Here is an 18,458-nt window from a genome sequence, read left to right on the forward strand (position 1 = left end):
ATTCAGCAGAGATGTTGACTGACACACCGCCTTCGCGAGCAAGCCCGCTCCCACATGGGTTTTGTGTTATATCGGCCGCCGGTGTACGCAATTAAGACCGGCACACCGCGCCAGGTTCCTCAGGCAATGCCCAAAACCTTGAACAAAAATGCATATTCGAGTGCTACGTCACGCAATCCCTGATATCGACCGCTCATCCCGCCATGCCCGGCACCCAGTTCTGTCTTGAGCAGTAGTGGATGGCTGTCGGTTTTGGTCGCGCGCAGTTTCGCCACCCACTTGGCGGCTTCCCAATACTGCACACGGCTGTCGTTGTAACCGGCGATCACCAGGGTCGCCGGATAAGCTTGTGCGGTGACGTTTTCGTAAGGGGCATAGGCCTTGATCCGGTCATGGACGTCCGGCTCTTCAGGGTTGCCCCATTCGTCGTATTCCGTAACGGTCAATGGCAGGTCAGGGTCGAGCATGGTGTTGAGTACGTCGACGAACGGCACTTCGGCGATGGCGGCGCCAAACAGCTCCGGCCGTTGATTGAGCACTGCGCCGATCAGCAAGCCACCGGCGCTGCCGCCGCTGATCGCCAACTGCGCTGCAGTGGTAAAGCCTTGGGCGATCAGGTGCTCGGCGCAGGCGATAAAGTCACTGAAGGTGTTGTGCTTGTGCTCCTGCTTGCCGGCGCGATACCAGGCTTCCCCCAGTTCGCCACCGCCACGCACGTGGGCAATGGCGAACGCCATGCCGCGATCCAGCAGGCTCAGGCGCGCATGGGAAAACCATGGGTCGAGGCTTTCGCCATAGGCGCCATAGCCGTAGAGGTACAGCGGCACGGGTTTGCCCAGGTCTGTGCGCTTGATCACCAGGCTGATGGGCACTTGCGTACCGTCCGGGGCGGTGGCCCACAGACGCTGGCTGACGTAGTCGTCGGCATCGAACGGGCCGAGCACCGGGGTTTGCTTGAGAACTTTCTGCTCGCCGGAAGCCAGGTCCAGTTGGCGGATTTGCGCCGGACGGTTCAACGCTTCGTAGCGCAGGCGAATCCGCTGGCTTTCGAATTCCAGGCTGTTTTGCACATGCAGGCTATAGGCCGCATCCGGCAGTTGCACGCGATAAGGCGCCAGGCCTTGCGGATGAACCTCGATGACCGGCAAGCCGCCGACCCGCAGGCTCAGGGTCATGGCCCCGGTGTTCAGGCTGATGCCGTCGATCATCACCGTGTCGCTGTGGGGGATCAGGTTCTGCCAATTGGCTACGGTCGGCGCGGCGCCGGTATCGACGGCCGTGTACAAGGCGAAATTGATACCGTCACGGTTGCTGCGAATGAACCAGGTCGATTGACCGTCGAGTGCACCGTGGTCGACGTCGTACTCATGATCCTCGACCCGTGGTGCCAGGCAGGTGAACGCCTGCTGGGGCTGGGCGGCATCGAGGACCCAGACTTCGCTGGTGGTCTTGCTGCCCACGGACAGCAGCAATTGCTGCTCGGAGCTTGAGCGGTAGCAATGCATGAAGAAGCGACCGTCCGGTTCATGGAACACTTCTTCGGCCGCCGTGCCGTCCAGTCGATAGCGATACAGCTTGTGCGGGCGATGGGTGTCGTCCAGTTCGCCAAAGAACAGCGTCAGGCTGTCGTTGGCCCAGGTCATGCTGCCGTCACAGTCCTGGAATTCCAGCTCGCTGACGCGGCCGTCGGACAGTTCCTTCACGAACAGCGTGTAAATTTCGTCGCCACTGGAGTCGACGCTGTAGGCCAGGCGCTGATGATCCGGGCTGATGCTGAACGCCCCCAGGGAAAAGAAGCCGCCGTTGGCCAGTTCGTTCGGGTCCAGCAGCAGTTGTTCGCGGCTTTCGTCGAGGGTCAGGCTGTCATCGGCCGGACGCGGGCAGCGGTAGTGCCGGGCGTATTCATCGCCCGCCATGGTGCGGGTGTAGTACAGATACGGTCCCCATGGCGAGGGCAGGGACAAATCGGTCTCGAGAATCCGCCCCTTGATCTCCTCGAACAGGGTTTCGCGCAGCCCGGCCTGGTCGGCGGTCTGCGCTTCCTGATAGCGGTTTTCGGCTTTCAGGTAGTCGAGCACTGCATCGGTGTCGCGCTCTTGCAGCCAGGCATACGGGTCGGAGCCATCAGCCTTGTGGGCAATCGGAGCGTCGCAAGTGTTGGCGGATAGGGGCATGAAGGGCTCTCGAGCAGTGTACGGAATAGGGGCTTGGCAACCTGTGGGAGCAGGCTTGCTCGCGAAGGCGTCGGGTCAGTCAATATCATTGTTGAATGATAAGCCGCATTCGCGAGCAAGCCCGCTCCCACAGGGCCGCGCTTAACTGTCAGGCATTGATGCAGCCTGATGGGCGAAAAGCCGTTATCATAAGCGCCTCTTTGCCTGCCTTGCCATGGACACCATGACCGAGAACGACTATCTGATCGCTTGGGGCCTCTACGCCTTTGCCGCTTTGGGCTGCCTGTTGGTGTGGATGCGCTTGACCCGCTGGATGTGGCGTTGGCTGCGTGAGCCGCTGCGGCTGGCGATGGCAGTGTTGCTGTTCAGCCCGACCATCATCGATCCGGTCAAGGATAAAATCGCACCGGCCGTCGCCATTACTGCGCTCGACCTGCTGTTCAAGGTCGGCAATAACGCCTGGCGGGCGATTTCCGATCTGTTCATGTACGGCATGATCGCGTTCGGCCTCTATCTGGTGCTGGTGGCGATCCGTTTCCCCATCGAACGTGCCTCCAATGCCCGCAAGGAGCGCGAGGCTGCCACCAAAGCCGCCGTCCGTGCCGACGAGCCTGAGCATGATCAACCGTTCGGCGGTGCCGGCGATGATCGTTACGGTCGTCCACCCGTGCCGAGCAATCCTCAGCGGATGCGAGTCGAACCCCGTTTGTAACCTTGCCCCTGCGATTGAGCGAGAGTCCGAGCATGTGTGAGTTATTGGGCATGAGTGCCAATGTCCCGACCGATATCGTGTTCAGCTTTACCGGGCTGATGCAGCGCGGCGGACGCACCGGCCCACACCGCGATGGTTGGGGCATTGCCTTCTATGAAGGCCGTGGGCTGCGGTTGTTCCAGGACCCGGCGGCAAGCTGCGAGTCGGAAGTCGCGAACCTGGTGCAGCGTTATCCGATCAAGAGCGAAGTGGTGATCGGGCACATCCGCCAGGCCAACGTCGGCAAGGTCTGCCTGTCCAACACACATCCGTTCGTCCGTGAGTTGTGGGGACGCAACTGGTGTTTCGCCCATAACGGCCAGTTGGCGGACTTTCAGCCCGCGGCCAGTTTCTATCGCCCCGTGGGTGACACCGACAGTGAAGCGGCGTTCTGCGATTTGCTCAACCGCGTGCGTGGGGCATTCCCCGAGCCGGTCGAGGTCGAAGCACTGTTGCCGGACCTGGTCGCCGCCTGCGCCGAGTACCGCAGCAAAGGTGTGTTCAACTGTCTGCTCAGCGACGGCGACTGGCTGTTCTGCTATTGCTCGACCAAATTGGCGCAGATCACCCGTCGTGCACCGTTTGGCCCGGCACGCTTGAAAGATGTCGACGTGATCGTCGACTTTCAGGCCGAAACCACGCCTAACGATGTGGTCACCGTCATCGCCACCGAACCCCTGACCGAAAACGAAACCTGGACCCGTTACGAACCGGGTCAATGGAGCCTGTGGCGACGCGGCGAATGCGTCAGTCAGGGCACGACCGAATAAGGACTCCTTGCATGTTGCTCAGTTATCTACGGCTGGTGTTGTTTGCGGCGGGCCTGTTGATCGGTGTCCAGGTGCCGGGCTTCATCAGCGATTACGCCAAGCGGGTCGAAGCCCATCTGATCGAGGCGCAAGCCGGATTGAGCGGCTTTCAGAGCACCGCCAATCAGTTCTTCAAAGGTGACATGCAGGCCCTGGTGGCCCATTACCGTGCCAGCGAAGACCCGATCTTTCGCAGCGACGCCGACAGCCTGAGCAACCTGCTGACCCGCCAACTGGCGCTGGACAAGCAATTCCAGGCGATGCAAGGACCGTGGTACATCCGCTTCCTGCAAGTGGTGCTGGCCGCTGATCCGGACATCCGCAAGGAAACCTGGAATGGCTACAGCTACCAGATCCTGTTGACGCCCGAAGCGATGGCTTGGGGCATGAGCGGCGCCTTGCTGCTGTCGTTTGGCCTGGAGTGCCTGTTCCGCCTGATTGACTGGGTGGTGCTGGGCGGCAAGCGTCTGCGTCAGAGTCGGCCGATCGAAGAGCGGGATTTGCGGGGGTTGTAACACCGTCGAACGTCAAGGAGCCGGCAAGCCGGCTCCTTGCTTGATTACCAATCTATCGAATAGGTCAGGCTCAAGGTACGGCCTTCGGCGTTGGGGAATGGCGCTTTGGCGTTGGCCTGGGCGAACAGGTTGACGTACGTTCGGTTGGTCAGGTTGTACACCCCGCCTTCCAGGCGACCGACAGGCAAGTACACGGAGCCGAGCAGGTCCACCAGCGTATAGCCTTCAATGTCACGCCCGTTGTTGTCCTTGGCGGCAGCGTCGTAACTGGCCAGGTGCATGCCTTGCAGGCGCAGGCTGTAGTCGTCTTCGGTGTAGCCGACGAACAGCGTGGTTTTGGCCGGTGAAATGCGTGTCGCCGGCAGATCGATCCATTTCCCGTTCTGCTGGGTCTCGCCCTTGGCCCAGGCATAGGTGCCACCCACCGACCAGTGATCGGTCGCGCGGTAGGTCAGGCTGTTTTCGATGCCGCGAACCCGCTCCTTCTGATTGATCAGACGCAAGACACGGCTATTGGCATCGTAGAACTGGGTCACGTCCGAGGTGTTTTCATAGACGGTGACGTCGGCCTGCCATTTGTCCCAGTCACCGCGCCAGCCCAGCTCGTAGCTGTCGACCTTGATGGCCTGGGCGTTGAGGCTCTGGATGTCGAAGGTGCTGCTCACGTCACGCAAGAAGCGCTGGATGTCCGGCAGCGAAAAGCCCTGGCTGTAATTGGCGAAGACGTCCTGATGTTCACTCAGGTGATAGACCGCGCCCAGGTTATAGAGCGTCGCGTCGTATTTGAGGGTGTCCCCGGGCAGGATGGCGCGTACGCCGGTCTGCACGATCTGACCGTAAGCGATGCTGTCGGAGACCTCGCTTTCGATCCATTCACGGCGCACGCCGCCACGCAAGGTCCAGTCTGCGATGTCCCAGGACATCTGCCCGAACAGCGCCTTGGTGGTGGTCTCGATATCCGGGCCCATCTCGTAAGTGGTGCCGGTCTTGGTGTAGGTCAGCCCTTTGAGGGTGTATTGGTCACCGCGTTGGCGGGAGCGTTCGTGATCATAGTCGGCGCCCCAGACCAGGTTGCCTGTGGCACTGCCGATGGCCGGCAACGGCGTGTCGATGGCCGCACGCAACCCATAGACATCCTGCACGCTGTTGTTGTCGGCGATCCCGGCCTTGCCCCGCGAAAGGTCCGGGAAGAACAGCGCGTCGGCCCGGCGCCAGTAGCTTTCCAGTTGCAGGCCCTGGCCGTAGAAGTCGTTATCGGTGTAGTTGAGGTTGGCCGCCTGGTTATGGGTGTAGGGCTGGTCGTCGAGTTTCAGTCCCTTGACCGCCACGGCCTGTTGCAGGTTTTTCGGGTCTTTTGTGTAGCCGGTGTCCTGCTGGTCCTTGTAGTCCTGCAGCGACAGGCTGAGTTTTTTGTCGGCATCCAGTTCGTAACCGAAACGACCTTGCAGGTCATAGGTTTCGGTGTCCATGTTGCTGCCCTGGGAGGTGTCCTGAGGGATGCGATTGCCATTGCCGTCGAACTGATCGTTGCGCTGGGTCAGGTCGGCGGACACGTACCAGTCCAGGGCATCCTTGCGCCCGGTCGCACTCTGAAAGGCCTCGTAGGCGAAACCCTTGCTGTTGAGGTTGTTGCCGCTGGTCAGGCCCAGTTTGCTGCTGTAGGCAAGGTCCTGACCCTGATTGCGCTTGGTGATGATGTTGATGATGCCGCCCGAAGCACCGGCACCATAAATGCTGCTGGCGCCGGAAACCACCTCGATGCGTTCGATACTGGCCGGTGCGATGCTGTTGAGCTGGCGGAAGTTGTCACGCGTGGCGTTCTGCGACACGCCGTCGATCAACACCAGCATGTTGCGCCCGCGCAGGGTCTGGCCGAAGTTGCTCATCCCGCCGCTGGACGGCGCCAGGCCAGGAACCAGTTGTCCCAGGATGTCGGAGACCCGACGTCCCGCGCCACTCTGTTGGCGGATCTGTTGTTCGTCGATCACCTGGACCGAACCTGGGATCGAGGCAATGGTCGCTTCGCTACGAGTCGCGGAAACGACGGTGGCTTGCATGTTCAATGTTCCGGGCTGCTGGTCGGTGTCCTCGGCCCAGGCCTGGACGCTGACGGAGCCGAGCAGCGGAATCAGCAAGGAAAGTTTGGTTCGGGTCATGAGTTGGTCTTTTTTTTAGTCGTGATAAGTGTGGGTAGATACGATTGCCGGGCGGGGTGTGGTGGTGAACGAGCGCACCCGGCGGATCCCGGCGGCGGCCAGTGCGTAAGCGACAGGGAGCAGTGCGCCTTGCCAGATGCCCAGAGCAACCGGCTGATGAGAAAACCCAACTATTCGTTAGCCCGTGCCGTGGCTGCCAGCGTCAGGGGGCAGAGCCAGGCAACGCCCTCGATGAGACGCAAGGTGTAAGCCGGATCAGGCGTTGGAAGCAGCGCTGGGCGGCGGGCTCCAGGGCATTGCTCAAAGGGTCGAGGGTGATGCGGTGGGACTGGAAGGCAGGAGTGCCGAGGGCTTCGCTCCAGTGCGAGAGCAATTGCTGCTGTTTTTGCGTGTAAGCGCGCATCAAGTCCGATTCCTTCTGGACAGTGGTTTAGCTGAATGCGCGCAGAGAATACATTTTCAAAATATTAATGCAAATGATAGTGATTGCTACTTGTGCAGTGAGGGGCCTTTTCAGAGGCTGGCCAGGGGTTTGCTCAAGACCATGTAGTGCTCGCCCACCTTCTGCGCATAGTGCTCCACTACGTGCTGACACAACGTCACGATCTCTTCGACCCACTCTGCGCCGACCCGCCATGACACCACCACTTGCAGGTTGGGCGGGCGTTGCTCAATGTCCAGCAAGGTCAATTCCCCTCGCTCCAGTTCCTCGGCCACCAGCACCGGTGGCAATGCGCCGATGCCGAAACCGTCGCGCAACAAACGGGTAATCGCCGACACCGAATTCACGCAGTTCAACCGTGGCGCCATCACGCCATTGGCCTGCATCAGGGCGAGCACTTCCTGATGCGGATGGGAGTTTTTCGAGTAGGTGATGATTCGCTCGTTCGCCAGATCGGCGACGCCTGAATACTCGCGGTTGTACAGGGAATTGCTGGCGACGATCCAGCCCATGGGGTGGCTGGCCAGTTCCAGGCTGCGCACGCTTTCATGGCGCAGCAGGTCGGTTTGCAGGATCACATCGAGAAAGCCTTTTTGCAGCTGATCGCAGAGGTTGAGCGAGGTATCGGCCACCAGCTCGATTTCCACCAGCGGGTAGTGATCGGTCATCTGCGCCACCAACGGGCTGAGCCAGGTATGGATCACCGTGTCCATCACGCCGATGCGCACCCGTCCGGCCTTGCTCGAACGGGTCTCGATCGACTGCTTGAGCGCCTGCATGGTGTCCATCATCTGCTCGGCGTAATCAAGCACTTTGAGACCTTCGGGCGTCAGGCTCACGCCGCGCGAGTCCCGCAGAAATAGTTTTACCCCGAGCTCACCTTCAAGCACGGCGATGCGGCTGGAGATCGAGGCCTGAGTGGTGAAGAGCTTGTCGGCGGTCAGGCGGAAACTCTTGAGTCGGGCGACCCAGACAAAGGTCTCGAGAAACTTCAGGTTCATGGGATAAGGATTTCTTATGTCTAGGGCGGGTTTTTATTAGTTGGACGCAGCAGGGGCGCGCATCCAAGAATCGACGCATCCGGTTCCCAACGATAGGCGTCGTCGGGGCTCAGAACAATACCAATAAAATCAGCGCGGAGATTTGCCATGAGTGCGCCCGACACCACCGCCATTCCGAAAGCCTCGGCCCGCCCGGGACCTTTCGACTGGTATCGCAACATCAATCAGCAGGAACGCCGCACCTTCTGGAGCTGCAAGATCGGCTATGGCCTGGACGGCATGGACACGCAGATGCTCAGCTTCGTGGTGCCGACCCTGATTGCCATGTGGGGCATCACCACCGGTCAAGCCGGGCTGATTCATACCAGTACGCTGATCGCTTCGGCCATCGGTGGTTGGGTGGCAGGGATTCTGTCCGACCGCATCGGTCGTGTACGCACGCTGCAACTGACGGTGTTGTGGTTTGCGTTCTTCACCTTTCTCTGCGGCTTTGCCCAGAGCTACGAGCAACTGCTGATCGCACGAACCCTGATGGGCTTCGGTTTCGGTGGCGAGTGGACGGCCGGGGCGGTGCTGATCGGTGAAGTCATTCGTGCCAAGGACCGTGGCAAGGCCGTTGGCATGGTGCAGTCCGGCTGGGCGCTGGGTTGGGGGCTTACCGCGATTCTGTATGCGCTGCTGTTCTCGGTATTACCACCGGAAGACGCCTGGCGTGCGCTGTTCATCCTCGGCATCGTGCCGGCAATCTTCGTGATATTCGTCCGCCGTCTGGTCAAGGACCCGGAAATCTATCGTGAAGCCAAGGCCAGACAGGAACCGAGCAATCCGTCGAAGTTCTACGAGATCTTCGCCCCCGGCATGCTGTTCACCACGATTCGCGCTTCGTTGCTGACCACTGGCGCGCTGGGTGGCTACTACGCCATCACTTCCTGGTTGCCGACTTTCCTGAAGAATGAACGCGGTTTGAGCGTACTCAATACCAGCGGTTATCTGGCGATGGTGATTGTCGGGTCCTACGTCGGTTATGTCATCAGCGCCTATTTGACCGACATTCTGGGACGCAAAAAGAACTTCATCCTGTTCGCCGTCGGCTCGTTCACCATTGTGTTGCTGTACACGCAACTTCCGGTCAGCAACGGCGTGATGTTGTGGCTGGGCTTTCCGCTGGGTTTCTTCGCCTCGGGGATTTTCAGTGGCATGGGCGCATTCCTGACCGAGTTGTTCCCTACACGCATTCGTGGTTCCGGCCAGGGTTTTTGCTACAACATCGGCCGCGCGCTGGCGGCGTTGTTCCCGCTGCTGATCGGCTTGCTCAGCCAGACTGTGCCGCTGAGCGTGGGCATCGGTGCCTTTGCGGCGGTTTCCTATGGCGTGGTGATCCTCGCGGCCTTGAGCCTGCCGGAAACCCGTGGCAAGCAACTCGACGCTCAGTAACTGATAACCTGCGGGCGTGTCTTATAGATATGTCCCGCAGCAAAAAAGAATAAAGCCTACAGGAGTGTTCAGCGTGAGCCGCCTGCTATTGAACTGCGACATCGGCGAGAGTTTCGGCAGCTGGACCATGGGTCTGGACGCAGAAATCATGCCCTTCATCGATTGCGCCAACATCGCCTGCGGTTTTCACGCCGGCGACCCGAGCGTCATGCGCAAGACCGTCAGCCTGGCCCTCAGCCACGGTGTGCAAGTTGGCGCGCATCCGGCCTATCAGGATCTGGTGGGGTTTGGCCGCCGCTCCATGGCGTATGCCACCCAGGAACTTCAAGACATTCTGCATTACCAGATCGGCGCCCTCGACGGCATCTGCCGGGCCCAGGGCGGCCGGGTCAGTTATGTCAAACCCCATGGCGCGATGTACAACGACATGATGGCCAACCCGGTGCAGTTGCGCGCCGTCTTGCAAGCGGTGGCGTCCTACGACCGCAATCTGCCATTGATGTTGATGGCGACCAAAGACAACAGCGCCGCCCAACAAGTGGGCGATGAATACGGCATCACGCTGTGGTTCGAGGCCTTCGCCGATCGGGCTTACGACAGCGCGGGCAGGCTGGTCTCGCGCCAACTGCCGGGAGCGGTGCATCACGACCCGGAAAAGATTATCGAGCAGGCGCTGACCATTGCCCGTGGCGATCAGCTCACCGCCAGCGATGGCAGCGCCCTGCTTTTGCAGGCCAACACCCTTTGCGTGCACGGCGACAACGCCAGTTCGGTCGCTGCCGTGCAACGCATCCGTGAAGCCTTGAACCGGCAGAGTGCGTCATGAAGCTGCGGGTGGAGGTGGTGGCGCTGGATTGCCTGATGGTGCGCCTGTTCGATGAAATTGCCGAAGCCAACATGCCGTGGATGCTGGCGGCCAGTGAAAGTCTGCGTACGGCATTCGGTGCGCATCTGATCGACCTGGTGCCGTCCTACACCACACTGATGGTGCATTACGACTTGACCGCACTGAGTCCTGCCCAGGCCCGGGAGTTGATTGCCATGGCGCTGATCGATCTGTCGCCCAATGCGCGTACTCGCGGTACCTGTCATGTGTTGCCGGTGTGGTATGACTTGAGCGTCGGACCGGAGTTGAGCCTGTTGGCGCAACGCAGCGGATTGGCGGTGGAGGAGGTGATCCGTCGTCACAGCGAGCACGAATATCAGGTGTTCGCCCTGGGTTTTGCGCCGGGCTTCGCCTTCATGGGGCTGGTGGAAGAGGTGCTCGCTGCGCCGCGTCTGAGCACGCCACGCAAGAAAGTCGCCGCCGGAAGTGTCGGCATCGCCGAACGGCAAACGGCGGCTTACCCGGTGGTGTCGCCAGGCGGCTGGAATCTGATTGGCCGCACGCCGGCCAGATTGTTCGATCGCAACCGCGACGGCTACAGCCTGATGCAACCCGGCGACACCGTCCGGTTCGAAGCAGTCGGCCATGCCGAGTTCATTAACCTGGGCGGTGACGACACGCCATTGGAGGCGCAGGCATGAGCCGTCTGACGATTGAAACAAGTACGCCGCTGTGCCTGTTGCAAGACGCTGGTCGATTCGGCGTGCGGCATCTGGGCGTGACCCAGGGTGGCGCGGCCGATTGGCGTTCGATGTCCTGGGCCAACTGGCTGTTGGGCAACGGACTGGATGCGCCGGTGATCGAAATCACCCTCGGCGGGTTTACCGTCGTTGCCGAGGAAGAATGCGTGCTGGCCTTGGCCGGAGCGGATCTTGGCGCGCAGGTGGACGGCGAGGCGCTGGCACCGTGGCGCAGTTTCAGGCTGCATAAAGGTCAGCGTCTGCAATTCACTCAACCGTTGCTCGGCGCCCGAGCCTATCTGGCGGCGCCGGGTGGGTTTGATGCACCGAAAGTACTGGGCAGCATCGCGACGGTAGTCCGTGAGGAGCTTGGCGGCCTGGACGGAATGGGTCATGCGCTGGGTAAAGGTGCGTGTTTGAGCTACTCGGGCAATTCGGTGATGTTGCTGCGCGAAATGACCGCAGACCAGCGGCCGGACCTGAACCTTGATACTCCGTTGGACCTGGTCCTCGGTGCACAGATTGGCGAGTTCAGCGGGCAGAGCCTGTTCGATGCGTTCAACAGCGCGTGGAGCCTCGACAGCCGTGCCGACCGAATGGGTATTCGCCTGTTGGGCCCGGCGTTGCAGTACCAGGGCAAGCCGATGATTTCCGAAGGCATCCCGTTGGGCGCGGTGCAGGTACCGCCGGACGGGCAGCCGATCGTGCTGCTCAATGATCGGCAGACCATTGGCGGTTATCCGCGTCTGGGAGCATTGACGCCGCTGGCGCTGGCGCGCTTGGCGCAATGTTTGCCGGGCGCGCGGGTGCGGTTGCGGCCGGTGGTGCAGGAAGTGGCGCATCGCGAACAGGTCGAGTATTTGCGGCGCTTTTTGAACGGCTAAAAGCTTCGTCGGAACGCCGCCCGGAGCAAGCCCGCTCCCACAGGAGTCTTGTGTACAACAAAGATCCAATGTGGGAGCGGGCTTGCTCGCGAAGGCGTCTGAACAGACAGCAGAGATTATTTGGAAAGAAACCGCATCCCTTCCTCAAGCCCGCGCAATGTCAGCGGATACATCTGGTCCTCGATCAAGTCCCGCACGATATTGGTCGAAGAGGTGTAGCCCCAGGTGTCCTTCGGATACGGGTTGATCCAGATGAGCTTCTTGTACTTCTCCTTGAACCGCTGCATCCACACGTAACCGGCTTCTTCGTTCCAGTGCTCGACGCTGCCGCCCGGCTGGGTGATTTCGTAGGGCGCCATGGCGGCGTCGCCGATGAAGATCACTTTGTAGTCGGCACCGTACTTGTGCAGCAGGTCCATGGTCGACGTGCGCTCGGAGGTGCGGCGCATGTTGTTCTTCCACACCGATTCATAAATGAAGTTGTGGAAGTAGAAGTACTCCAGATGCTTGAACTCGGTCTTGCAGGCCGAGAACAACTCCTCGCAAATCTTCACGTGGGCATCCATCGAGCCGCCGATGTCGAACAGCAGCAACAGCTTGACGGTGTTACGCCGCTCCGGCCGCATCTGGATGTTCAGCAACCCCGCATCCTTGGCGGTGTGATCGATGGTGCCATCGATGTCCAGCTCTTCCGCCGCGCCCTGACGGGCGAACTTGCGCAGGCGGCGCAGGGCGACCTTGATGTTGCGGGTGCCCAGCTCGACTGAGTCGTCGAGGTTCTTGTATTCGCGCTGGTCCCAGACCTTGGCCGCCTTGCCCTGGCGCTTGCCGGCGTCGCCGACCCGAATGCCTTCCGGGTTGAACCCCCCGGAGCCGAACGGGCTGGTACCACCGGTGCCGATCCACTTGTTGCCACCGGCGTGGCGTTCCTTCTGTTCTTCCAGGCGTTTCTTGAACTCTTCGATCAGCTTGTCCAGGCCGCCGAGGGACTGGATCGCCGCCCGCTCTTCATCGGTCAGCGAGCGCTCGAACTCCTTGCGCAACCAGTCTTCGGGAATCAGCGCTTGCAGGTGGTCGTCGAGTTTTTCCAAGCCATTGAAGTAGGCTCCGAACGCCCGGTCGAACTTGTCGAAATGCTTTTCGTCCTTCACCAGGATCGTCCGGGACAGGTAATAGAACTCGTCCATATCGGCGAAGGTCACGCGCTTTTTCAGCGCATTGATCAGGTCCAGCAGCTCGCGCACCGAGACCGGTACCTTGGCTGCGCGCATTTCATTGAACAGGTTGAGCAGCATGGCATCAGCCTCTTAGCGGGTGCCGCGCCGGCTCATGAACGCCAGACGCTCCAGCAGTTGCACGTCCTGTTCGTTTTTCACCAGCGCACCGGCCAGCGGCGGGATGGCCTTGGTCGGATCGCGCTCGCGCAGCACCGCTTCGCCGATGTTGTCGGCCATCAGCAGTTTCAGCCAGTCGACCAGCTCGGAGGTCGAAGGCTTTTTCTTCAGGCCCGGCACCTTGCGCACATCGAAGAACACGTCCAGCGCTTCACTGACCAGGTCTTTCTTGATGTCCGGGTAATGCACGTCGACGATCCGCTGCATCGTGGTGCGATCCGGGAACGCGATGTAGTGGAAGAAGCAGCGGCGCAGGAACGCATCCGGCAGCTCTTTCTCGTTGTTGGAGGTAATGATGATGATCGGGCGTTTTTTCGCCTTGATGGTCTCGTCGATCTCGTAGACGTAGAACTCCATCTTGTCGAGTTCTTGCAGCAGGTCGTTGGGGAATTCGATGTCGGCCTTGTCGATTTCGTCGATCAGCAGGATCACCCGCTCTTCGGATTCGAAGGCTTCCCAGAGCTTGCCCTTTTTCAGGTAGTTTCGAACGTCGTGGACCTTTTCCGTGCCCAGCTGCGAATCGCGCAGGCGGCTGACCGCGTCGTACTCGTACAGGCCCTGGTGAGCCTTGGTGGTGGACTTGATGTGCCAGGTGATCAGCTTGGCGCCAAAGGATTCGGCCAGTTGCTCGGCGAGCATGGTCTTGCCGGTGCCCGGTTCGCCCTTGACCAGCAGCGGCCGCTCCAGGGTGATGGCGGCGTTGACCGCCAGCTTCAGGTCATCGGTGGCGACGTAGGCCTGGGTGCCTTCGAACTTCATCTGCTAATCCTCGAACGGTAACGCCGACCTGAACGCGGCAGGGCGGGGGCGCAATAAAAGAGTCAGCCCCGACTATAACGCGGTGTCCGGTCGACTGTGAACGCAGACGGCTTATTCAGTCTCTGAATGGAGCGTCACATCTTGACTCAGTCTCGACTGCTGGCCAGTATGTTGGTATCGCCAAGTTGGCGATACCATGCCAGGCATGTCTACTAAATACCGATTTCGAGATACGTATCGCATTCAGTTGCGTGAAAAGGATCATCCGCCGCCACACGTTCATCTGACGGGTGGCGGGCTGGACGTCATGCTGAGCCTGGAAACTGCCGAAGTGATGGTGGGCAAGGCGCCGCCACTGATTCTCAGGGAAGCTCTGGACTGGGTCAGAGCCCACCAGACTCAATTGCTGGAGGATTGGAAACGATGCTACCCATGAAACGACCACGGCTATCGGCAGTGCAAGCGCTGTCGGATTATCGTTTGGCGCTGACGTTTATCAATGGTCAGCAGCTGATGCTCGATTTGAGCTGCGACCTGCATGCCTATCCAGGCCTCCAACCTTTGCAGGGAGTCGCCTTTGATCATGCTGCGCTGGGTGACGATGGCTGGAGTGTCGAATGGCCTGAGCTTGATATCCAGATTGGCGCGGACACTCTCTACCTGGATGTCTTGGCACAAAATGCCGTCGACGAAAACACCCGGATCTTTATTGATTGGCGTGCTCGCACCGGGTTACCGCTTCATCAGGCGGCTGAAGCACTGGGGGTCAGTACCCGCAGCATCACCCGATACAGCAGTGGTCGCGAAAAGGTGCCGCGATCGTTAGCCTTGGCCTGCCTGGGCTGGGATTTCCTGCAACTGCAAGCGAATTCGCCCCGTGCGGCAGAAGGCGCTGGCCGGTACATCGTCACGCGCAAAAATTAGCCTGCATCCGGCTTCGATCCAAAGCCATAGACCGCACTGATAAGCGGACGTCCGACCTGACTGGACGCCTGCTGGCAAGAGGCTTACCTTGATGCCCTATTTCAATGCTGTCGTTAAGGACCCAGCCATGAGCCGCATTTTCGCTGACAACGCCCACTCCATCGGCAACACGCCGCTGGTGCAGATCAATCGCATTGCGCCGCGTGGTGTGACCATCCTGGCCAAGATCGAAGGGCGCAACCCCGGTTACTCGGTCAAGTGCCGGATCGGCGCGAACATGATCTGGGATGCCGAGAGCAGTGGCAAACTCAAGCCGGGCATGACCATCGTCGAACCTACCTCCGGCAATACCGGTATCGGCCTGGCCTTCGTGGCTGCCGCCCGTGGCTACAAACTGATGCTGACCATGCCGGCGTCCATGAGTATCGAGCGCCGCAAGGTGCTCAAGGCACTGGGGGCCGAACTGGTGTTGACCGAGCCGGCCAAAGGCATGAAGGGGGCCATCGAGAAAGCCGGTGAAATTGTTGCCGGCGACCCGTCGAAGTACTTCATGCCGGCTCAGTTCGACAACCCGGCCAACCCGGCCATCCACGAAAAGACCACCGGCCCGGAAATCTGGAACGATACCGACGGTGCGGTCGACGTGCTGGTGGCAGGCGTCGGAACCGGTGGAACCATCACTGGAGTTTCACGGTATATCAAGAATACCCAGGGCAAACCGATACTCTCGGTGGCAGTGGAGCCGGCGGTGTCGCCGGTGATCACCCAGGCCCTGGCCGGTGAAGAAATCAAGCCGAGCCCGCACAAGATCCAGGGCATCGGTGCCGGTTTTGTGCCGAAGAACCTCGATTTGTCGATGGTCGATCGGGTGGAGCTGGTCAGCGACGAAGAGTCCAAGGCCATGGCCTTGCGCTTGATGCAGGAAGAAGGGATTTTGTCCGGGATTTCTTGCGGCGCCGCCATGGCAGTGGCCGTAAGATTGGCGGAAACCCCGGAAATGCAGGGCAAGACCATTGTCGTGATCCTGCCGGACTCCGGTGAGCGTTACCTGTCGAGCATGCTGTTCAGTGATCTGTTCACCGAACAGGAGAATCAGCAGTAAGTGCTGAACATTGCTGATCTGCATCAGCCCGCGTTCAGGCGTTTTATGTTAAGAAATGCTTTGTTGCACATTCATTAACATTGAATGTTGAAAAGTGCAGGTTTTTCATCGGGTCGGTAGTGTTTATCATGCCAGCAGCCATGTCGGACAATGGACGTGGCGCACGTGTCGCTTATCTTCAAAGGAGTTGTTGATGACCTTATCGTTTGCCGCGAAGGCCTCGTTGTTGCTGCTGTTTCTCGGCAGCACCCTCTATGTGCATTTACGCGGCAAGGCGCGTCTGCCGGTTTTGCGCCAGTTCGTGAACCATTCGGCGCTGTTCGCTCCCTATAACGCCTTGATGTACCTGTTTTCCGGTGTGCCTTCGAAACCGTATCTGGATCGCAGCAAGTTCCCGGAACTGGATGTGCTCAGGGACAACTGGGAGGTGATTCGCGACGAAGCGATGCACTTGTTCGACGAGGGGTATATCCGTGCGGCGGCAAAGAACAACGACGCCGGTTTCGGCTCGTTCTTCAAGAAGGGCTGGAAGCGGTTTTATCTCAAGTGGTACGACAAACCGCTGCCTTCGGCCGCAGCCTTGTGCCCGAGAACCGTGGAATTGGTCAGCAGCATTCCCAACGTCAAAGGCGCCATGTTCGCGCTGCTGCCGGGCGGCAGCCATCTCAACCCGCATCGCGATCCGTTTGCCGGTTCCCTGCGTTATCACTTGGGCCTGTCCACCCCCAATTCCGATGATTGCCGCATCTTTGTCGACGGTCAGGTTTACGCCTGGCGCGATGGCGAGGACGTGATGTTCGACGAGACCTACGTGCACTGGGTCAAGAATGAAACGGAAAAGACCCGGGTCATCCTGTTCTGCGATATCGAGCGTCCACTGAGCAATCGCTTCATGACCCGCATCAATCGCAGTATCAGCGCCTGGCTGGGTCGCGCCACCGCTCCTCAGAACCTGGACGACGAGCGTGTGGGCGGGATCAACCAGGCCTATGCCTGGAGCAAGAACTCCAGCGACAAATTCAGTGGTGTGGTCAAGCAATGGAAGCGGCGCAATCCCAAGGCCTACCGTGTACTACGCCCGGTACTGGCGGTGGCGGTGCTGACGTTGTTGGGGTATTGGCTGTTTGGCTGACAGGCGCTCCTGGAAACAAAAAAAACCGCTCGTAGTGAGCGGTTTTTTTATGATTCTTCACGGAATCCAGAGCCCCCCCAAAAAAAAGCTGCACAATGCGGACTCTGAGCCGACTGTCGTTACTGGCCTGTTGGCCAAGTCGTTGCAATCCATGTCGAACGCTGGTTATAGTCGGCGCACGGTGAGTTCGGACTCACGTTTTTATCCCTCGAGCAAAGATCAGCCCAATGCCTGCATCCCTCATCAACGCGGTAGTCGATTCAGCGGTCAACGCTGGCGTCGTGCCGTGCGGGAATCAGCAGCCCGGGCAGATCAGTCATTACCCCCCTCCTGTCAGTCGCACGCCAGTGTGCGCGGTGGTCTCGCCGCCAGGCGTTGGCATTTCGGGCTGATCAGCTGCTTTCTGCTGGTCCCCTGCCTGCCTGAAAAAAACGACTGAATTTCAGCTTCGGCTGAGTTGGCTTTTTGCCTGACTACAGGTGGTATTCATGCTTGTCCTTTCGAAAAAGTCCGCGCTCGCGGCGGCGTCCACGAGCCTGTTCGTTCTGCTGTGGAGCAGCGGGGCGATTTTCTCCAAATGGGGCCTGGCCCACGCGTCGCCCTTCGCCTTCCTGATGTTCCGTTTCGTCATTGCGCTCTGCGGCCTGGTGTTGCTGGTGCCGTTGCTCAAGCTGAAGCTGCCCAAGGGCGGCAAACCGATGATGTATGCGATGGCCACGGGCGTGGTGTTGCTGGGGGCTTATCAGATTTTCTATCTGCTGGCCCTCGACCTCAAGGTCACGCCCGGGGTGATGGCGACCATCATGGGCGTGCAGCCGATCCTCACCGTGGTGCTGATGGAGCGTCAGCGCTCCTGGAGCCGGATGTTCGGTCTGGCCCTGGGGCTGAGCGGGTTGATCATGGTGGTTTATCAGGGCATCGGACTGGCCGGGATGTCGCTAGCCGGGATGCTTTTCGGTTTGCTCGCGCTGGCGAGCATGACGTTCGGTTCGATCATGCAGAAACGCATCACCGACAATCCCCTCGGCACGCTGCCGGTGCAATACCTCGCGGGGCTGTTGTTATGCGGGGTCTTCGTACCCTTCCAGCCGTTTCACTTCGAACACGGCAGCGGTTTCATCCTGCCGGTGCTGTGGATGGGGCTGGTGGTGTCGGTGCTGGCGACGTTGTTGCTGTACCGCTTGATCGCTCGAGGCAATCTGGTGAACGTCACCAGCCTGTTTTACCTGGTGCCGGCGGTAACGGCAGTGATGGACTATCTGATCTTTGGCAATCGCCTGGCGATGTTGAGCCTGTTCGGCATGCTGTTGATCATCGTCGGTCTGGTATTCGTCTTCCGTAAAACCGCTTAATTGCGGACAAACTTTGTGATTTTTGGCGTCTGATCGGCCGTCTTCGCGAGCAAGCCCGCTCCC

The 18,458-nt window shown here is 59.9% G+C and carries 19 protein-coding genes and 1 pseudogene; 13 read left to right on the plus strand and 7 right to left on the minus strand.

All coding sequences use genetic code 11. The annotated features are described in order from the left end of the window. Positions 1-119: 119 nt before the first annotated feature. Positions 120-2,174, minus strand: coding sequence for a S9 family peptidase (locus AC06G5_RS06720; RefSeq protein ID WP_413703405.1), 2,055 nt, complete (start codon positions 2,172-2,174; stop codon positions 120-122). A 214-nt stretch (positions 2,175-2,388) separates the two neighbouring features. On the opposite strand from AC06G5_RS06720, the gene AC06G5_RS06725 reads away from it, so the two are divergent. From AC06G5_RS06725 to AC06G5_RS06735, 3 genes are read left to right on the plus strand one after another with little or no spacing between them, the layout of a single operon-like run. After that, entirely contained in the window at positions 2,389-2,886 is a 498-nt protein-coding gene (locus tag AC06G5_RS06725; RefSeq protein ID WP_413423862.1) for an MFS transporter, read from the plus strand. A 32-nt stretch (positions 2,887-2,918) separates the two neighbouring features. Beyond that, entirely contained in the window at positions 2,919-3,695 is a 777-nt protein-coding gene (locus AC06G5_RS06730; RefSeq protein WP_413423860.1) for a class II glutamine amidotransferase, read from the plus strand. An 11-nt stretch (positions 3,696-3,706) separates the two neighbouring features. Further along, positions 3,707-4,249 (plus strand): DUF2937 family protein, encoded by a 543-nt coding sequence (locus tag AC06G5_RS06735; protein WP_413703404.1) that lies wholly within the window; start codon positions 3,707-3,709, stop codon positions 4,247-4,249. A gap of 44 nt (positions 4,250-4,293) precedes the next feature. On the opposite strand, the gene AC06G5_RS06740 is transcribed toward AC06G5_RS06735, so the two are convergent. From AC06G5_RS06740 to AC06G5_RS06755, 4 genes and pseudogenes are all read right to left on the minus strand, one after another. Beyond that, the gene (locus AC06G5_RS06740; protein WP_413703403.1) at positions 4,294-6,405 is read right to left on the minus strand and encodes a TonB-dependent receptor; all 2,112 of its coding nucleotides are present in this window, start codon (positions 6,403-6,405) and stop codon (positions 4,294-4,296) included. A 15-nt stretch (positions 6,406-6,420) separates the two neighbouring features. After that, positions 6,421-6,659: pseudogene (locus AC06G5_RS06745) on the minus strand (MFS transporter); the annotation flags it as partial. After that, positions 6,608-6,808 (minus strand): hypothetical protein, encoded by a 201-nt coding sequence (locus AC06G5_RS06750; RefSeq protein WP_413705531.1) that lies wholly within the window; start codon positions 6,806-6,808, stop codon positions 6,608-6,610. The gene AC06G5_RS06750 and the pseudogene AC06G5_RS06745, both read right to left, overlap by 52 nt. Before the next feature lie 110 nt (positions 6,809-6,918). Continuing rightward, positions 6,919-7,848, minus strand: a complete 930-nt coding sequence (locus AC06G5_RS06755; protein WP_413423855.1) for a LysR family transcriptional regulator — start codon at positions 7,846-7,848, stop codon at positions 6,919-6,921. A gap of 147 nt (positions 7,849-7,995) precedes the next feature. Here AC06G5_RS06755 and AC06G5_RS06760 point away from each other — a divergent pair, with 147 nt between their 5' ends. The 4 genes from AC06G5_RS06760 to AC06G5_RS06775 all read left to right on the plus strand — a co-directional run bounded on the left by AC06G5_RS06760 (position 7,996) and on the right by AC06G5_RS06775 (position 11,732). Next, entirely contained in the window at positions 7,996-9,282 is a 1,287-nt protein-coding gene (locus tag AC06G5_RS06760; RefSeq protein ID WP_057715993.1) for an MFS transporter, read from the plus strand. A 73-nt stretch (positions 9,283-9,355) separates the two neighbouring features. After that, on the plus strand, positions 9,356-10,108 hold the full coding sequence (locus AC06G5_RS06765) for a 5-oxoprolinase subunit PxpA (protein ID WP_413423852.1): 753 nt from the start codon (positions 9,356-9,358) through the stop codon (positions 10,106-10,108). After that, positions 10,105-10,809, plus strand: a complete 705-nt coding sequence (gene pxpB, locus AC06G5_RS06770; protein ID WP_413703402.1) for a 5-oxoprolinase subunit PxpB — start codon at positions 10,105-10,107, stop codon at positions 10,807-10,809. The genes AC06G5_RS06765 and pxpB overlap by 4 nt, the downstream gene beginning before the upstream one ends. After that, a complete protein-coding gene (locus AC06G5_RS06775) occupies positions 10,806-11,732 on the plus strand; it encodes a 5-oxoprolinase subunit C family protein (protein WP_413703401.1) in 927 nt (308 codons plus the stop codon). Before pxpB ends, AC06G5_RS06775 begins: the two co-directional genes overlap by 4 nt. A 116-nt stretch (positions 11,733-11,848) precedes the next feature. Here the strand turns inward: AC06G5_RS06775 and AC06G5_RS06780 are convergent, their stop codons facing one another. Then, entirely contained in the window at positions 11,849-13,027 is a 1,179-nt protein-coding gene (locus AC06G5_RS06780) for a vWA domain-containing protein (RefSeq protein WP_413423846.1), read from the minus strand. A gap of 12 nt (positions 13,028-13,039) precedes the next feature. Next, the gene (locus AC06G5_RS06785) at positions 13,040-13,885 is read right to left on the minus strand and encodes an AAA family ATPase (RefSeq protein ID WP_008015962.1); all 846 of its coding nucleotides are present in this window, start codon (positions 13,883-13,885) and stop codon (positions 13,040-13,042) included. A 205-nt stretch (positions 13,886-14,090) separates the two neighbouring features. Here AC06G5_RS06785 and AC06G5_RS06790 point away from each other — a divergent pair, with 205 nt between their 5' ends. The 6 genes from AC06G5_RS06790 (at position 14,091) to AC06G5_RS06815 (ending at position 18,395) form a co-directional block, all read left to right on the plus strand. Further along, positions 14,091-14,321: a DUF4160 domain-containing protein gene (locus AC06G5_RS06790; protein ID WP_413423930.1), complete on the plus strand. Its 231-nt coding sequence runs from the start codon at positions 14,091-14,093 to the stop codon at positions 14,319-14,321. Further along, positions 14,309-14,809 carry a DUF2442 domain-containing protein gene (locus AC06G5_RS06795; RefSeq protein WP_413703400.1) on the plus strand — a complete coding sequence of 167 codons (501 nt, stop codon included), beginning with the start codon at positions 14,309-14,311 and terminating at the stop codon, positions 14,807-14,809. Before AC06G5_RS06790 ends, AC06G5_RS06795 begins: the two co-directional genes overlap by 13 nt. A gap of 127 nt (positions 14,810-14,936) precedes the next feature. Then, the gene (cysK, locus tag AC06G5_RS06800) at positions 14,937-15,911 is read left to right on the plus strand and encodes a cysteine synthase A (protein ID WP_413423842.1); all 975 of its coding nucleotides are present in this window, start codon (positions 14,937-14,939) and stop codon (positions 15,909-15,911) included. Positions 15,912-16,104: 193 nt separating this feature from the next. Further along, the gene (locus AC06G5_RS06805; RefSeq protein WP_413423840.1) at positions 16,105-17,043 is read left to right on the plus strand and encodes an aspartyl/asparaginyl beta-hydroxylase domain-containing protein; all 939 of its coding nucleotides are present in this window, start codon (positions 16,105-16,107) and stop codon (positions 17,041-17,043) included. Positions 17,044-17,270: 227 nt separating this feature from the next. Beyond that, complete coding sequence (locus tag AC06G5_RS06810; RefSeq protein WP_162842363.1) at positions 17,271-17,435, plus strand: hypothetical protein; 165 nt, start codon at positions 17,271-17,273, stop codon at positions 17,433-17,435. A 96-nt stretch (positions 17,436-17,531) separates the two neighbouring features. After that, positions 17,532-18,395: a DMT family transporter gene (locus AC06G5_RS06815; protein ID WP_413423838.1), complete on the plus strand. Its 864-nt coding sequence runs from the start codon at positions 17,532-17,534 to the stop codon at positions 18,393-18,395. Positions 18,396-18,458 lie beyond the last annotated feature (63 nt).

This window comes from Pseudomonas sp. WT-JTC (assembly GCF_056711565.1).

Coding starts and splice junctions, on each gene's coding strand:
- AC06G5_RS06720 (WP_413703405.1), bottom strand. CDS start 2,174: ATGCCCCTATCCGCCAACACTTGCGACGCTCCGATTGCCCACAAGGCT.
- AC06G5_RS06725 (WP_413423862.1), top strand. CDS start 2,389: ATGGACACCATGACCGAGAACGACTATCTGATCGCTTGGGGCCTCTAC.
- AC06G5_RS06730 (WP_413423860.1), top strand. CDS start 2,919: ATGTGTGAGTTATTGGGCATGAGTGCCAATGTCCCGACCGATATCGTG.
- AC06G5_RS06735 (WP_413703404.1), top strand. CDS start 3,707: ATGTTGCTCAGTTATCTACGGCTGGTGTTGTTTGCGGCGGGCCTGTTG.
- AC06G5_RS06740 (WP_413703403.1), bottom strand. CDS start 6,405: ATGACCCGAACCAAACTTTCCTTGCTGATTCCGCTGCTCGGCTCCGTC.
- AC06G5_RS06750 (WP_413705531.1), bottom strand. CDS start 6,808: ATGCGCGCTTACACGCAAAAACAGCAGCAATTGCTCTCGCACTGGAGC.
- AC06G5_RS06755 (WP_413423855.1), bottom strand. CDS start 7,848: ATGAACCTGAAGTTTCTCGAGACCTTTGTCTGGGTCGCCCGACTCAAG.
- AC06G5_RS06760 (WP_057715993.1), top strand. CDS start 7,996: ATGAGTGCGCCCGACACCACCGCCATTCCGAAAGCCTCGGCCCGCCCG.
- pxpB (WP_413703402.1), top strand. CDS start 10,105: ATGAAGCTGCGGGTGGAGGTGGTGGCGCTGGATTGCCTGATGGTGCGC.
- AC06G5_RS06775 (WP_413703401.1), top strand. CDS start 10,806: ATGAGCCGTCTGACGATTGAAACAAGTACGCCGCTGTGCCTGTTGCAA.
- AC06G5_RS06780 (WP_413423846.1), bottom strand. CDS start 13,027: ATGCTGCTCAACCTGTTCAATGAAATGCGCGCAGCCAAGGTACCGGTC.
- AC06G5_RS06785 (WP_008015962.1), bottom strand. CDS start 13,885: ATGAAGTTCGAAGGCACCCAGGCCTACGTCGCCACCGATGACCTGAAG.
- AC06G5_RS06790 (WP_413423930.1), top strand. CDS start 14,091: ATGTCTACTAAATACCGATTTCGAGATACGTATCGCATTCAGTTGCGT.
- AC06G5_RS06795 (WP_413703400.1), top strand. CDS start 14,309: ATGCTACCCATGAAACGACCACGGCTATCGGCAGTGCAAGCGCTGTCG.
- cysK (WP_413423842.1), top strand. CDS start 14,937: ATGAGCCGCATTTTCGCTGACAACGCCCACTCCATCGGCAACACGCCG.
- AC06G5_RS06805 (WP_413423840.1), top strand. CDS start 16,105: ATGACCTTATCGTTTGCCGCGAAGGCCTCGTTGTTGCTGCTGTTTCTC.
- AC06G5_RS06810 (WP_162842363.1), top strand. CDS start 17,271: ATGCCTGCATCCCTCATCAACGCGGTAGTCGATTCAGCGGTCAACGCT.
- AC06G5_RS06815 (WP_413423838.1), top strand. CDS start 17,532: ATGCTTGTCCTTTCGAAAAAGTCCGCGCTCGCGGCGGCGTCCACGAGC.